The following is a 15,123-nucleotide window of genomic DNA, read 5'->3' on the forward strand; positions in this document are numbered from 1 at the left end:
ATTACTCCTCTTTTCTCATCATACATTCTGGGTAGCCTTCTAAATGGGCAAAGTCATTAAAGCGCTCCAACGTAATACGTCCTGTTGCCTCATCATAAAACAGTTCTGTAAATCCACCACGTTCCATACACTTTCCAAACATAAGCCGATTTTTTTGCCCCTGCTGAAATAACCCGGCCAATAACACTCGAATCGTTCCACCATGAGTTACAACCGCCACATTTTTGTAAGACGAATCTATTAGCTCTTTTAACACTTTATAAGCACGTTCAAAGACTTCCTTGCCACTCTCTCCACCTGGATACGCCCAATCCTCCTCTACGGTATAACGAGATTCCATAAATTCTTTATACCTTATCTTGATATCTTCATCTGTCTGGTACGTAAGTTCACCAAAATCCGTTTCCCGAAGTCCTTCTCGGATATTTACTTGTAAGGGATTATCCCATTGTTCTGTCATAATCTTCGCCGTTTCCAATGCTCTTGTTAAATCACTAGCAAAAACAGCATCTATATGATATGGTTCCATTCTCTTTCCTAACAGCACAGCTTGAGTTTTCCCAATTTCACACAATGGCGAATTGTCATTACATAATCTGCTTTGCTGCTTTGCATGACGAATCAGGTATATTCTCAAAATCCAGCCTCCTTTTCTTTATCCTGACAGATTTTTTTATGGTACAAGTATACATCATTTCAAGCCATTCTAAAATCCTTTTCTTTTACATAAATTTAAAAGATTACATAATCGAGGGAATTATGAAAAGATATTTGAAACTCTATCTTCCTATCCTTTGTATTCTTGCCATCACTATTGCAGGAATCCAGTTTATACATAAAATAGAAGAGGAAACTGTAACCACTTCTTCTATTCAGCGTGACTATATAAAATGGGTTGATTTTACCGTAACTTCCAGTGCCATGTCTGCTGCGTATAAATACGATATAGAATCTTACCAGTCCAAGGTACATCTTAACTGGATTGAACTTCTTGCCTATTGTGCCGCACGTACAGGAGGTGACTTTTCCAAAAATTCACTAGATACTATGAGAAAAGCTGCAAAGCTCCTTACAAACAAACAAGAAACTATAGATTCCCTTACAAAAGATTTAAAATACTACTCCTATTATAAAAAAGCCTATACTGCTGTTCTTGGTGGTCTTGTAGGAGAATATGAGGTGGAACAGGATGCTGTTGAGACTGGTGACAAAAAAGAATGGGTTAAAAAATACGGATTAAAAGGCTTCTCTCCAATCGCATGTGGCTATTATTATAGTGATTTTGACGATTTTGGTGTTTCTAGATCCTATGGATATAAAAGAAAGCATTTAGGCCATGATATGATGGGATGCACTGGTGCTCCTATTATAGCGGTAGAATCTGGATATGTAGAAGCTTTAGGATGGAATCAATACGGTGGCTGGCGTATTGGAATCCGCAGTTTTGATAAACAGCGCTATTATTATTATGCACATCTTAGAAAAGACTTTCCATTTACAAAATCACTTAAAGTAGGTTCTATTGTTTCAGCTGGTGATGTCATTGGGTATCTTGGAAGAACTGGCTACAGCCGAAACGCAAATGTCAACAATATTGAAACGCCACATCTGCATTTTGGATTACAGCTGATTTTTGATGAAAAACAAAAGGATGGTAATAACGAAATATGGGTCGACTGCTACGATTTAATTCATTTCTTATACCAGAACCGCTGCTTGACGCAACAGGCTTCGGACGGTAAATCCCTGGAACGAATCTATCAGTTCAAAGATCCTGCTGTAGCAGAATACAAAAAGAAATTAGAGAAGAGAAGACGTAACTTTATCTTTTCATTTTAATAAATCCTTTATGCAGCAATGCGAAAGCCAGCCAGCTTTCGCATTGAATAAAAAAGGTTTTCTTAATTCTATTGAAAGAGTTTACTGTAAAGCTTTTTTCACTTCGTCCGTAATTTCCCTCTGATATGCAATCTCATGTTCCATATTTCTAGAAACATCATTGGCTACATGAGCAGCTTCTAAGATTTGGTCAAAGATTTCACCTGCACTGGTATTTACCTGGCTCTGCTCATTTACAAGTCTTTTCAGTTCATCCATTTCCGATACCATTTGTGCTGTAAACTGCTGTACAGACTGGATTGTATCTTTAATTTCAGAAGATGACTTTGCTGACTGGCCTGCAAGTTCACGTACCTCATTGGCAACAACGGAAAATCCTCTTCCTTGTTCCCCCGCTCTAGCTGCCTCAATTGACGCATTTAGAGCAAGCATATTGGTTTTATTGGCAATACCAGCTATAACACCTGCAACACCTTCAATTTTCTTTGTCAGCTTTTCCATGTTGATCATATTTTCTGCTGTCTTCTGCATAACACTGTTCAAAATGTCAATTTTCTCTGAAAGCTCTTTAATGCATTCATTTCCCTGTTTTACCAGATTTAATGTAGTATCTGAAGAATTTATTGCATCAAATGCATTCTGCTCTACCTTTGACTGTGATTCATCTAAATTCTCCATAATTTTCTGTATACTTTGCTCGTTCATAATATCTTACCTCTTTTTCTTTATTTAATATAATTAATGATTTCTTTTATATTTGTAATTCCTATGAGTTTCATATGGCTGGTTTTCATGCTTTTGCAATTGACTGCAGGCATAATACAGGTTTCATAACCCATTTTTTCCGCCTCTAGTACTCTCTGTTCTGCCATACTGACCGCACGAACTTCTCCTGTCAAACCAACTTCCCCGAAAATAATCATTCCATCATCAATTACAAGATTCCTGTAACTAGACAGAACTGCAGCTATTATTGCCAAATCAAGTGCTGGCTCTGTCACTTTCATTCCTCCCGCTACATTTACATAAGCATCGCATTCTGCCATGGAAATTCCTAAACGTTTCTCCATAACTGCCATAAGTAAATTAACACGATTATAATCAGTACCTGCCGATGTACGTCTTGGCATATTAAAATTCGTACGGCAGATAAGTGCCTGCGTTTCAATAAGAATTGGCCTGGTTCCTTCCATGGAACAGCATACTACTGATCCTGACTGGCCTTTTGGTTTTCCCTGAAGCATATACTCAGAAGGGTTCTTAACTTCTGCCAGCCCATTTTGCCTCATTTCAAAAACGCCTATCTCATTGGTAGAACCAAAACGGTTTTTTACACCTCTTAACATACGGTAAGCAGCCCCCGAATCCCCTTCAAAATAAAGCACAGTATCAACCATATGCTCTAATACCCTAGGACCTGCAACCATGCCTTCTTTTGTAACATGTCCAACAATAAATGTAGAGATTCCAAATGTCTTTGCAAACTTTAAAAATACTGCTGTCGATTCCCTAACCTGACTTACACTTCCAGGTGCCGCACTGACATCTTCCTTAAACATAGTCTGGATGGAGTCTATAATTAATACCGCTGGTTTTACTTTGTGGATTGCTTCTTCGATAATGTCTAAATTCGTTTCGCTGTATAATAACAGCTCTCCTTTGAACTTTCCGATACGCTCTGCGCGCATTTTTATTTGATGTAAAGATTCTTCACCAGAAATGTATAATACTTTGACTTCCTGATCTGTTAATAATTTGCATATCTGTAGTAACAATGTCGATTTCCCTATACCTGGGTCACCGCCAACTAGCACAAGAGAACCCTTTACGATTCCACCACCTAGAACGCGGTCAAATTCCCGCATGCCTGTCTTCAGTCTTTCGTTTTCTGTCATGGACACCTTGGATAATTCCAATGGTTCATTATTCGTAAATGAACTGCTTACACCGACACCTTTACTCACTTTTTTTGCTGCTCTTGGCGCTTCTGCAAAAGTATCCCACTGATTGCATGCAGGACATTTTCCTAGCCATTTATTTGATTCAAAGCCACATTCCTTGCAAAAAAAAGCAATTTTCGTTTTTGCCATAACAACCTCGTCTTATCAGCAAAAGGCTATCACTGGTTTTATAAAAACATATTTTCTCATAATCCAGCAACAGCCTCTATTCTTTATAATTTTACAACTCTGACTTTCACACGCTCCTGTTCTTCCAACTCAACGCTAAAAACAAGTTTGCCACCTAGATTGGTCTTCATTGTACCCATATTAGCATCATTCATAACAACTGTATACTCTTTTTCTGGTTCTAACTCTAATGTAATCTGAGCATCTTCATCACCTTCAACTGTAAATTCAATTCCTTCCTCAGAAAGTGAAAGACTCTCCACTGCAGTTCCTGGAACAGACTCATATACAAATAATCCGTTTCTTTCAAGCTTTGTAATTTCTTTAAAAGTTTTTACCTTGTAAAGATCTCCATTATGCTCGAAATCGGATACCTTTGACTTATGATCTAACTTGTAATTTCCGAAACTTAATGTTCCTTGTGCATCCTCACGAATTAATTCTTCGATAATAGCCATACTTAGTCCTCCTAATGTTCCCAAATTTACATTATTTCTAGTCACATTATATTATATTTTTCTCAAAAATACTAGTTTTTTCTCTTTCCTCTGGACTACTTAATTGTAAATTTGATTTCTTTCCCCTTTAATCTCATAGTTACAGTATTTCCATTTTTCACTTTTCCGTCTAGCACAGCCTCTGCCAGCTTATCCTCTACATGATTCTGGATTGCCCTCCGAAGAGGCCTTGCTCCATACGTTGCATCATAATTCGTTTCCGCAAGAAACTCCAGCACAGAATTACTTGCTTTTAATGTAATATCCATCTGCTCCTTGGTACGCTTGTTCATATTTTCCAGCATAATAGCTACAATCTTCTTAACATCTTCTTTGGTTAAAGCATGAAATACAATGATTTCGTCAATTCTGTTAATGAATTCTGGCTTAAACAGATGTTTAATCTCGTCCATAACACCTTCTTTCATCTTCCTATAATCCTGCTCCTTATCTTCTAGGGAAGCAAATCCAAGTGTCTTAGGTGAAACAATACGTTGTGCTCCTGCATTAGATGTCATTATAATAATTGTATTTTTAAAATTTACTTTACGGCCTTGAGCATCGGTAATGTGTCCATCTTCTAATACCTGAAGCAAAATATTAAATATATCTGGATGGGCTTTTTCTATTTCATCAAACAAAATAACAGAATAAGGGGTACGGCGTACTTTTTCGCTTAGCTGTCCACCTTCATCGTAACCTACATATCCTGGAGGAGATCCAATTAACTTGGAGACACTATGTTTCTCCATATATTCAGACATGTCTACACGAATCATTGCATTTTCGCTGCCAAACATCGCTTCTGCCAACGCCTTAGAAAGCTCTGTTTTGCCGACTCCTGTTGGTCCAAGAAATAAGAAAGAACCAATTGGCCTGTTTGGATCTTTTAATCCCACACGGCCCCTGCGTATTGCCTTTGATATAGCCTTAACTGCTTCGTCCTGTCCCACAACACGCTCATGAAGAATATCTTCTAATTTCTTTAGCCGTTCTGTTTCTTCTTCTTCTAATTTGCGAACTGGAATCTTAGTCCATGAGGAAATAATATCTGCAATCTCGCCTTCTCCAACGATTAGTTCTTTTTCCTTTTTCGCCTTTTCCTGATCTTCTTTTAACTTTTCAATTTTTTTATTATTTTCAATCTGCTGCTTCTTTAACTCTCCAGCTTTTTCATACGCTTCCGTACGGATTGCTTCTTCTTTTTCGTCATCTAATTTCTGGTTTTCTTCTTCCAGTTTTCGAATCTCTGGTGAATCCACATAAGTACTTAAACGTAATTTTGAAGAAGCCTCATCAATTAAGTCAATTGCTTTGTCAGGTAAAAAACGGTCATTAATATAACGCATAGACAGCTTTACTGCTGCAGCTAATGCCTCATCTGTAATCTTTACCTGATGATGGAGCTCATAACTTTCACGTAAGCCTTTTAAAATCTGAATGGATTCCTGTTCCGTAGGTTCGTCCACAACAACTGGCTGGAATCTTCTTTCCAATGCAGGATCTTTTTCAATATATTTCCGGTACTCCTCAATTGTAGTAGCACCTACAATCTGAAGTTCCCCTCTTGCCAGGGATGGCTTTAAAATATTGGATGCATCAATGGCACCTTCTGCACCTCCAGCTCCGATAATTGTATGGATTTCATCAATAAAAAGAAGCACGTTGCCATCATTCATTACTTCACTAATGACACGTTTGATTCTCTCCTCAAATTCACCACGGTATTTAGAACCTGCTACCATTCCAGATAAGTCAAGCGTCAATACTCTCTTTTCCTTAATTATCTCAGGTACATTTCCCTCTACAATCTTTCTGGCCAGTCCTTCCGCAATGGCTGTTTTTCCAACTCCTGGTTCTCCAATTAAACATGGATTATTCTTGGTTCTCCGGCTTAAAATCTGAATCACTCTCTGGATTTCTTCTTCTCTTCCGATGACTGGATCCAGACGGCCTTCTCTTGCATACTCTGTTAAATTTCTGCTGTACTGATCCAGTGTTGGTGTTGAAGACTTTTCTTTTCCTTTGCTTTTATTGGAAGCAAACTCTGTTTTTGCATTGCCAGCTTCCTGCCCTACTGCTGTCAGCACATCCACAAAGATTTTCTGGATTTTGATTCCTAACGTATTCAGCAGACGAACCGCAATGCTTTCATTTTCCTTTAGCAGTGCAAGCAAAATATGTTCTGTTCCCACTAAATTGCTTTTTAACCGCACCGCTTCTTTCTGGCTTAGCATAATGACTTTTTTCATCCTTGGCGTCATATTTTCTTTTTCTACTGCTTCCATGGTAGATGCAGGTGTAATAAACTCTTCTATTAATTTAATCAGCCTGGTCTCTTCCACACCATTTTCTGCCAGAACCTTTGAAGCAACCCCTGGAGCTTTTACTAACCCAATCAGCAGATGCTCCGTTCCTATATAATTATGCGAAAGTTCATTGGCTACTTCTGTTGCATACTGAAGTACCTTATTGGCATTTTCGGTAAACTTTTCAAACATGAATGACCTCCTAGTTTCACACTTCTTCACTATTTGCAATATTTGGAAGGTTTTGGTTGATGTATTCCGCCCTAAACCGTTCCCTGCTTAAATTGCCTAAGCTTTTTCCAGCTTTGGCCTGTAGTACATTAGACTGTACATTCATAATCATCTGGTATAAATTTCCCTCCTCTTGAAATTTAATAATTCCTGTATCTACACCAAACATAATTCTAGACAACAATGTAATGGCATCTTTTTCATCAATCTGCTTTGTATATTTTAAGATACCATATGAACGGTAAACCTGCTCCTCTACTACATTATAATTTCGGGCAAGCACATACTCTCTCCTTACCCGTTCCTGCTTAATAATCTGAGTCACCAGAGAATTCAGGTTTTCTAAGATTTCCTGTTCCGAACAGCCTAATGTTCTCTGATTCGATACCATATAAATATCTCCATAGTTCTGTTCTTCATCTCCAAGTAATCCTCTTAGAGTAACACCATATTTCGCCACTTCCGTAACAAGGGTATTAATTTTTCCCGCCGCACTTAATGCAGGCAGGAACAGCATATAAGATACTCTAAGTCCTGTCCCTAAATTAATTGGACTTGCAGTTAAATAACCATATTTTTCATCATATGCCATTTCAAAAGCATCTGATAGCTTATCATCAATAAGATTGGCTTTCTGATAGGTTTCCACAATGTTCATTCCTGACGAAATAGTCTGAATCCTTATATGATCTTCTTCATTAAGCATGATTTCTGCAGACTCATCTTCTCTCATAAGAATAGACGAATACTGTGTTTTCTGTATCATTGCAGTACTCAAAATCTGTCTTTCTCCCAATGCGATGCGATTCATCTCGTTCATCTCATGTATATTACACGATATCGTTTCTCCCTCTAAAATATCACTTTCAATGCATTCTTTTGTTAATTCTTCAACTAGTGCTTTTGCCTCACTGTCTGACATTTTTGTGGAAAATGGATATTTCTTAACATTTCGCGATAAACGGACTTTCGTCGATATTACCACATCACTGCTATTTCCTCTTTCCTCATACCATTTAGGCATTATTAATCTCCTCCTGAGCAGCACTCTTATCTTCTTTTGCAGCATTTCTCTTCTCGCGAATTATATCTCTTAGGCGAGCTGCTTCTTCAAATTCTTCTTTCTCGACTGCATACTGCAGTTTCAAAGTAAGCTTATCTATTTCTGATATATTTTCCACCACTTTATCTGCTGACGTAACAAATCCCTTTGGAATCTTTCCATGATGGCTATCACTGCCCTGAATCTGCTTTAAGCTTTTGTCAAACACTTTTCCAAAAGCAGTATAGCAATTGGAACAGCCAAATCGGCCTGTTTTTAGAAAATCGTTATAAGACAGTCCACATCGGCCGCATCTTTTTCCACCTTCCTCTTTATCGTCCTCATTCCGATACCCTTTCTCAAGCAGTCCCGATAAAAGACTTTCGTCCTGCATCTCTTTTTTTGGCCTTTCTCCATTCATCTGAAATGATGCATATTCTGCTGCACATTGCTCACATAAATACTGTTCTTTCTTAATCCCATCAATAATTTCAGTACAATAAATCTTGGCCTCTCTTTTTTGGCACTTTCCGCACAACATGGCAGAACCCCCTCTCTGCTATTATGAATTCTCTAGTTGCTAGCCTCTCCCAATAAAGTCATCATATATCTGATCAACTAAATTATGGACTTCTTCTCTGGTTATATCTTTACATATTCCCTTAGCTAAAATGACCCTCATCGCATCCATCATTTCTGCGATAGCAGCATACTTATCCGCATCAATACTGATAACTGCACCCTTTCTCCGGTCGAGCTTTAAATATCCTTCCTGTCTCAAAATGCTATACGCTTTATTCACTGTATGCATATTGATTCCAATGTCATTTGCCAATTCACGAACAGACGGAAGATTATCCCCTTCTTGAATAGTTGATGTTGCAATACCAATTATGATTTGATTTCTAAGCTGAATGTAAATAGCTTCTTCGCTATTAAAATCAATTTCTACAAACATCATTACACCTCCGTTTACGTTCCAGTTGTTATATAGATAGTATAACAACTATGTTCATCTGTCAATAAATTCAATACGATTATTTTTATTATTTTTCTCGTCTGTTTTTATTCTTCATCGTTATAATTACAGAATAGATTACAAGCACTAAAATTATGATGCCAAGAACTGCCACAAGACTGATAGAAACAGGTGCTTTTCCTGTTTTTTCTTTCTCTGGTCCTAAAGGCTTTTCCTTGTCTTTTATAGAGTTTTCCTGCTCATATCTTTGTATGGTCTTTTCGACACGGTCATACTTATAAAAACCTGTATTTCCTTTTTCATTGGTCAGATACAGAAGCACAAATTCGTTTCCTTGATCCCTGCTCAGCACATATGCTTCTAGCTTCTCTCCTTCTAAGGTAAGCTCGGATTTTTCATAAAATGCTGGGATTGCAGAATCATCTTCTAATTTTGCTGCTGTATATATGTGCTTATCTGAAAGAACCAGATTATTTTCCTTGTCTTTTGACAGCACTAAACCAGTCTCTGCTTTTTCTATATCTGCAGCCTGGCTTGCCCCTTCTTCTAAACGTGTGACTTCAATCTGTACATCTCGTTTGTCACCAGAAGGAGCGGTAACCACAACATGAACAAAATTCTTGCCTGGTTTTAAATCTTCATTTCCCTCTACTGTTACAGCTGCATCTTCCCGTTCAGGAACGGCAGAAATAAAAAGCATGTCATTTTCATAAGGTACTTCTGTTTTATAGGCCGTAATATCGTTGCTGTATTCTTGATTTAACTCTCCTGGACTAATCATAAGTTTTGCCAGTCTGTTATTGCTGCTTAATGATTTAGACTTATGAACGGAAATACTTAGCTTATTGCTGGAAACAGACAAATCTTCTCCTGCTTCGTTATAAACTGCAGGGGCTTCACTTGTATCAAAGACACATTCCCCTGTTTTCTTTGCTTTGAATTTCAGGGAATATTTCTTAGTAGTGCTTGCTTCTGTGGAATCTACATCATTAATGCGTAATAATCCTTCCCCGCCATTAACAAACTTTCCACCTGTATCAAATTCTGCAATTTCGCTGTCATAAGAGATATACCCCTCAAATCCTCCAATATTTTCTCCAGAATCCAATACAAGAACCACATAAAAAACATCTCCTACTGTCACTGTCCTTTTTTCCGCTGAAAATGTTAAAGTTGCACTTGCTGCCTTGACTGGAAAAGACATTTTTATACCCATGGAAAAAAGCAGTGCACAGGCTATGCCAACAAACATAATATGCAATCTTTTACTTATTCTCTGTTTCATGATTTTATCCTTTCTGCCCAATTGCTATGCTCGAATTATATAGATACTATAAGTTCTTACATTCCCATTTTGAGCTGTAACCTTAATTTTAAATGTATTCGTTCCAAGTTCAAGCGTTTTTACACCTGTTCCTGCAATACTTGCCAAAGAACTTACACTTGTTGCATTAATTGTAACACTTGTTGTAGCACTGTCAACCATTACTGTATAAGAAGTATTTTCACTGTTTGAAACTTTGAAAGTAGGTGTCATTGCAAGGGCTTTAGAACCTGATACAGTTAACGTTTCTAACCAGTTATTCGGATTTTTTACATTTTCTGGAACTGGTGCTTTTTTTGCAGGCATATTCTCATAAACCGGAATATAAAATACCACAGGTATATCCTGAAAATACTGATATGCTGCGTAGGTCTTCTGTGCTTCTGATTTAGCCGCTTCTACATTAGCCATGTACTGATGTCCAAATGTATTATAGCTGGACAGGTTAAATTTCTGCAGATACACTGTATTCTGCCCCCGAACAATATAATTGTTGCCGATGTATTTTGCTCCTCCCACAATAGCATTATATGGACTGTTCCAAGGGATGAGAAATGCAGCTTTATTGGCTTCCGAAAGACTTCCACCTGTCTTAGCATACTTTAAGCCATTGATAACCGCTCCATTTGGAGCTGTACTATGGGTTGCACCAATGTTATAAAAATTATAATAACCCTGATAGCCTTTTAATAAACCTGTTGCTGACGAACTTAATCCCTTAGCTGTCACCACTTCCTGCTTTACTCTTGTAGCTAAATGAAATGGATTGACTTTGGAATAGTTTGCCGCCTCTATAAATGTTTTTCCGTAGGTAATGTTCTGTTTCGTACCCTCTCCATCTGTAAATCCATAAACAGCATGAGATAACACTGTATTTTTCAATATGCTTTCCACACCAGATTCTTTCTGGTACTCTGGTTCATATCCTAAATATTCAAATTGGAAAATACCGTCGGTGGTAAGGAAATTACGTGGATCCATATAATACTCAATAGCTGCTTTAGATGCTGTGACCCAGGTAGAACCATCAAATGGAACAAAACTGTCTGTCTCCCATTTATAAGCTTTTGCCTCATAAGATTTCCAGCCTGATGCTTTGGATTTTGTAATCAGGTTTTTTCCTACTATATTCTCTTTTTCAATGGCAGTATCCCATTTTTGTCCTGTACGGTATACTTTAAACTGCCACAATGGATATTTCTGATGCAGCGTTCTAAGATCTCCTTTATAACTCTCTGGAAAACCTTCTTTTTCTAAAGCTTTCTCAAATTCTTTTTCTGATAATGGCTGTGTTTCTGTTGCCAAAGAAGGGGTTTTTTCTGCTGGTGCGGATGGATTAACAGCTGGCTGTCTGGATGCCACAGGTTTTGTGCCTGGTGTAGTAACTGGCGTTGTGCCAACTAAAATATAATTTCCTGAAACAAAACCATTTAAGTTTTCACCCTTATAGGAAAAGGACACATGATACCATGCACTTCCATTTACCTCGGTACATCCCAGTATTTTTACTCCAGTTCCTTTTGTAATCTGGACTTTTAACGCCTGGTACATAAGGTTGCCATATCCAGTTCCTGCCCCAGTACGGACATTCAATGCACTGGCTGTCACAACACCTGTTTTTCCTATAACAGAACTGCTGGTTTGAGGCTGATTTGAAGGTACTGGTGTCTTACTTGGCTTCGTCTCTTTGACTGGTGACGGTGTTTTGCTTGGTTTCACTGTCTGGCTTGGCACTGGTGACTTACTTGCTTTTGCTGTCTGGCTTGGCACTGGTGACTTGCTCGCTTTTACTTGCTGCTCCCCTGTAAAAGCCAAAGCATTTCCAGTTACATATCCCTGACAGGTTTTCCGGTTCCACACAAATGACACATAAAACCACTTTTTCTGGTTCACATTTATCTCTTTCTTGATCGTCACCGTTCTTCCTTTTGGAAGGGCTGCCACTTTGTTCCTTACTTTCACATACTGCAATGTTTCTGGCTTTTTTCGTACTTTGAAACCACTTGCACTAATCATTTTCCCTTTCACAGGTGTCTTTAAACTTAACACTATGTAATCACTTAACATATATCCTGTCTTTTTCTTTTTGCCAATAGAAAATGAAATCTCATACCATTTTTCATTGTCTGCAAATGACTGTCCTTTTATCGTAACAGGCTCTTCCTTGCTAAGCGTGACTTCCTTTTCCTGATCCAAAAGCTTTTGCGCTGTCCTGCCAGGTTTCCTCCTAACGTATACATTATCTCCCGATACCTTAGCTGCCACTTGACAGCTTGCCGATTCCACTCTCGTTCCTTCACAAAATTGTGCAAAAAAACACAAAAACAAAATTGCTGCACATATCTTAATTCTTCCGTCCCCTTTTTTCCAATAAAAAAGCTGTTTCATCTATTGCTATTCCTCCTAAGTTTATATCTTCTAAATAATGTAAATTATATAACATACATATGGCAAGTTTATGGCATTTTTCCTTCTTAAAGTTCTAAAATTGTCGGAAATATTTACCTTTTGTAGACTTTGTACAAATATCTGATTACAGCTCTTTACATCTTCTACTTGCGAACTGAAATGATTCGTACTAAGATAGAAATCGTTGCAATTATATAGACATAACGAAACAAAGGATGGATTATGTAATGGAAAAACGAAAGCCAAAATTATTTTCGGTTATGAAAGGGTACACAAAAGAGCAGTTTGTGAAAGATGTAATCTCAGGTATTATTGTTGCCATCATTGCACTTCCACTTTCCATTGCCTTAGCACTTGCCTCTGGTGTAACACCAGAAAAGGGGATTTATACAGCAATCGCTGGCGGATTCCTGATTGCCTTCTTAGGAGGTTCTCGTGTTCAGATTGCAGGACCTACCGCTGCATTTGCCACAATTGTTGCAGGCATTGTAGCAAAAGACGGGTTCGATAGCCTTATTATCGCTACCTTGTTAGCTGGCCTGATTCTGATTTTAATGGGATTATTCCGCATGGGTTCCTTAATTAAATTTATTCCCTATCCAATTACTACTGGATTTACAGCAGGTATTGCTGCAACCATTTTTATTGGACAAATCAAGGATTTTCTTGGACTCACTATTGTTTCCAAAGAACCATTGATTGAAACGGTAGACAAAATAAAATATGACCTGCTATTTCTACATACGATAAACTGGCAGGCAGTGTGTGTCGGCATCGTCTCTCTTGCAATTCTTATTGTATGGCCAAAAATTAATCAAAAAATACCAGGTTCTCTGATTGCGGTAATTGCAGGCATTGTCCTTGTTAAATTTGCAGGACTGAAAGCCAATACCATCGGAGACCTTTACCAGATATCCAATAAAATGCCTCCCCTGACAGTTCCTCATATGAATTTCCATATGATTAACGCCCAGCTAGGCAATGCATTTACCATTGCAATCTTAGCAGCTATTGAAAGTCTGCTTTCTTGCGTAGTTGCAGACTCTATGATTCATAGCAGACACCGTTCCAATATGGAACTTATAGCACAAGGTGCTGGTAATATTGCATCCGCTTTGTTTGGTGGAATTCCTGCTACTGGTGCAATTGCACGTACTGCTGCCAACATCAAAAATGGAGGCCGTACACCTATTGCCGGCATGGTTCACTCTGTAGCATTGCTATTAATTCTAGTTATTTTAATGCCATACGCAGCTTTAATTCCAATGCCAGCCATTGCGGCAATTTTATTTGAAGTTGCTTACAATATGAGTGGATGGAGAAAATTTGTACAGCTTTTAAAAAGTTCACCAAAAAGCGATATTATCATTTTAGTAACTACATTCCTTTTAACTATTTTCTTTGACTTAGTAATTGCCATTGAATTTGGCATGATATTAGCTGCATTGCTCTTTATGAAGAGAATGAGTGAAGTTACCGAAGTAGAGGGCTGGAAATATGCCGAAGATGATGACGATGACCCAGACAGTATCTCCCTTCGTAAAGTTCCTGATAATACTCTAGTGTATGAAATCAGTGGACCTATGTTCTTTGGTGCTGCCGATAAGATTTTAGAGATTTCCTTAAATCCCAAAGATAATTGCCTGATTCTCCGGATGAGAAGCGTAGGTGCCATAGATGCCACTGCAATGCGTTCTTTGGAAATGCTTTTTGCAGAATGCAAAAAGAAAAAAATCACCCTTGTTCTTTCTCATGTAAATGAACAGCCTATGCGCATTATGGAGAAAGCAGGATTTATTGATAAATTAGGAAAAGACCATTTCTGTGCCCATATTGATGATGCACTTTCCTTTGCAGAAAAACTGCAGGTGCAGGCTTAACATCAGCGATTTATTCGTTTTTATAAATATAAAAATCCAGACTGCCAGACAGTAAACGTCAACTCAACTACGCATTTTCAAAAGCCATCATCCCCAGTATAATGAACTCACTGGCTGGATGATGGCTTTTGATTTTTACAGCATTCTGGTATCTTCTCTGACCACGGCAGCAGGTCTTCGGTCTGTAAGTCCCAAGACATCTGTATCTGTTCAAATACATACTCCAGATAAGATAACGGTTTCAGATCATTTGCTATGGCAGTCTGAATTACACTATAAATTAAGGAAGATGCCGATGCTCCGTTCGGAGTATTGGCAAACAGCCAGTTCTTCCGACCAATCACAAAAGGCTTGACAGACTGCTCTGCCAGGTTGTTGCTTAACTGAATACGCCCATCCTTTAGAAAGCTTGACAGATATTCTTTCTGATTTCGGACATAGGTAATAGCCTTCCCAACTAGACTTTGTGGCAAGGTTCTTTGTG

At 38.2% G+C, this 15,123-nt stretch carries 13 protein-coding genes; 2 read left to right on the forward strand and 11 right to left on the reverse strand.

The genetic code is table 11. From position 1 onward, the window contains the following. Window position 1: 1 nt before the first annotated feature. Entirely contained in the window at window positions 2-637 is a 636-nt protein-coding gene (locus BMY85_RS02300; protein ID WP_177180586.1) for a histidine phosphatase family protein, read from the reverse strand. A 122-nt stretch (window positions 638-759) separates the two neighbouring features. Here BMY85_RS02300 and BMY85_RS02305 point away from each other — a divergent pair, with 122 nt between their 5' ends. Continuing rightward, window positions 760-1,839, forward strand: a complete 1,080-nt coding sequence (locus tag BMY85_RS02305; protein ID WP_242939652.1) for a M23 family metallopeptidase — start codon at window positions 760-762, stop codon at window positions 1,837-1,839. Between the two features lie 81 nt (window positions 1,840-1,920). Here BMY85_RS02305 and BMY85_RS02310 read toward each other — a convergent pair whose 3' ends face one another. The 9 genes from BMY85_RS02310 to BMY85_RS02350 form a co-directional block, all read right to left on the reverse strand. Beyond that, window positions 1,921-2,544 carry a methyl-accepting chemotaxis protein gene (locus BMY85_RS02310; protein WP_092475866.1) on the reverse strand — a complete coding sequence of 208 codons (624 nt, stop codon included), beginning with the start codon at window positions 2,542-2,544 and terminating at the stop codon, window positions 1,921-1,923. A 20-nt stretch (window positions 2,545-2,564) separates the two neighbouring features. Continuing rightward, a complete protein-coding gene (gene radA / locus BMY85_RS02315) occupies window positions 2,565-3,929 on the reverse strand; it encodes a DNA repair protein RadA (RefSeq protein ID WP_092475869.1) in 1,365 nt (454 codons plus the stop codon). 83 nt (window positions 3,930-4,012) lie between these two features. After that, complete coding sequence (locus BMY85_RS02320; protein WP_092475873.1) at window positions 4,013-4,426, reverse strand: endosialidase; 414 nt, start codon at window positions 4,424-4,426, stop codon at window positions 4,013-4,015. 95 nt (window positions 4,427-4,521) lie between these two features. After that, the gene (locus BMY85_RS02325) at window positions 4,522-6,966 is read right to left on the reverse strand and encodes an ATP-dependent Clp protease ATP-binding subunit (RefSeq protein ID WP_092475876.1); all 2,445 of its coding nucleotides are present in this window, start codon (window positions 6,964-6,966) and stop codon (window positions 4,522-4,524) included. A 16-nt stretch (window positions 6,967-6,982) separates the two neighbouring features. Further along, window positions 6,983-8,029: a hypothetical protein gene (locus BMY85_RS02330; RefSeq protein WP_177180587.1), complete on the reverse strand. Its 1,047-nt coding sequence runs from the start codon at window positions 8,027-8,029 to the stop codon at window positions 6,983-6,985. Beyond that, entirely contained in the window at window positions 8,022-8,588 is a 567-nt protein-coding gene (locus BMY85_RS02335; protein WP_092475882.1) for a UvrB/UvrC motif-containing protein, read from the reverse strand. The genes BMY85_RS02330 and BMY85_RS02335 overlap by 8 nt, the downstream gene beginning before the upstream one ends. Window positions 8,589-8,627: 39 nt before the next feature. After that, window positions 8,628-9,005, reverse strand: a complete 378-nt coding sequence (locus BMY85_RS02340; protein WP_092475883.1) for a GntR family transcriptional regulator — start codon at window positions 9,003-9,005, stop codon at window positions 8,628-8,630. 88 nt (window positions 9,006-9,093) lie between these two features. Next, on the reverse strand, window positions 9,094-10,311 hold the full coding sequence (locus tag BMY85_RS02345; RefSeq protein WP_092475885.1) for a cadherin-like beta sandwich domain-containing protein: 1,218 nt from the start codon (window positions 10,309-10,311) through the stop codon (window positions 9,094-9,096). A 24-nt stretch (window positions 10,312-10,335) separates the two neighbouring features. Continuing rightward, window positions 10,336-12,738: a cadherin-like beta sandwich domain-containing protein gene (locus BMY85_RS02350; protein ID WP_092475888.1), complete on the reverse strand. Its 2,403-nt coding sequence runs from the start codon at window positions 12,736-12,738 to the stop codon at window positions 10,336-10,338. A 248-nt stretch (window positions 12,739-12,986) separates the two neighbouring features. On the opposite strand from BMY85_RS02350, the gene BMY85_RS02355 reads away from it, so the two are divergent. Continuing rightward, a complete protein-coding gene (locus tag BMY85_RS02355; RefSeq protein WP_092475891.1) occupies window positions 12,987-14,639 on the forward strand; it encodes a SulP family inorganic anion transporter in 1,653 nt (550 codons plus the stop codon). Window positions 14,640-14,746: 107 nt separating this feature from the next. On the opposite strand, the gene BMY85_RS02360 is transcribed toward BMY85_RS02355, so the two are convergent. Continuing rightward, window positions 14,747-15,123, reverse strand: a 377-nt coding sequence (locus BMY85_RS02360) for an IS66 family transposase (RefSeq protein ID WP_143066305.1), incomplete at its 5' end; no start/stop codon positions are given.

Source organism: [Clostridium] polysaccharolyticum, from assembly GCF_900111595.1.
Lineage (GTDB): Bacteria > Bacillota > Clostridia > Lachnospirales > Lachnospiraceae > Clostridium_AI > Clostridium_AI polysaccharolyticum.

Coding starts and splice junctions, on each gene's coding strand:
- BMY85_RS02305 (WP_242939652.1), top strand. CDS start 760: ATGAAAAGATATTTGAAACTCTATCTTCCTATCCTTTGTATTCTTGCC.
- BMY85_RS02310 (WP_092475866.1), bottom strand. CDS start 2,544: ATGAACGAGCAAAGTATACAGAAAATTATGGAGAATTTAGATGAATCA.
- radA (WP_092475869.1), bottom strand. CDS start 3,929: ATGGCAAAAACGAAAATTGCTTTTTTTTGCAAGGAATGTGGCTTTGAA.
- BMY85_RS02320 (WP_092475873.1), bottom strand. CDS start 4,426: ATGGCTATTATCGAAGAATTAATTCGTGAGGATGCACAAGGAACATTA.
- BMY85_RS02325 (WP_092475876.1), bottom strand. CDS start 6,966: ATGTTTGAAAAGTTTACCGAAAATGCCAATAAGGTACTTCAGTATGCA.
- BMY85_RS02330 (WP_177180587.1), bottom strand. CDS start 8,029: ATGCCTAAATGGTATGAGGAAAGAGGAAATAGCAGTGATGTGGTAATA.
- BMY85_RS02335 (WP_092475882.1), bottom strand. CDS start 8,588: ATGTTGTGCGGAAAGTGCCAAAAAAGAGAGGCCAAGATTTATTGTACT.
- BMY85_RS02340 (WP_092475883.1), bottom strand. CDS start 9,005: ATGTTTGTAGAAATTGATTTTAATAGCGAAGAAGCTATTTACATTCAG.
- BMY85_RS02345 (WP_092475885.1), bottom strand. CDS start 10,311: ATGAAACAGAGAATAAGTAAAAGATTGCATATTATGTTTGTTGGCATA.
- BMY85_RS02350 (WP_092475888.1), bottom strand. CDS start 12,738: ATGAAACAGCTTTTTTATTGGAAAAAAGGGGACGGAAGAATTAAGATA.
- BMY85_RS02355 (WP_092475891.1), top strand. CDS start 12,987: ATGGAAAAACGAAAGCCAAAATTATTTTCGGTTATGAAAGGGTACACA.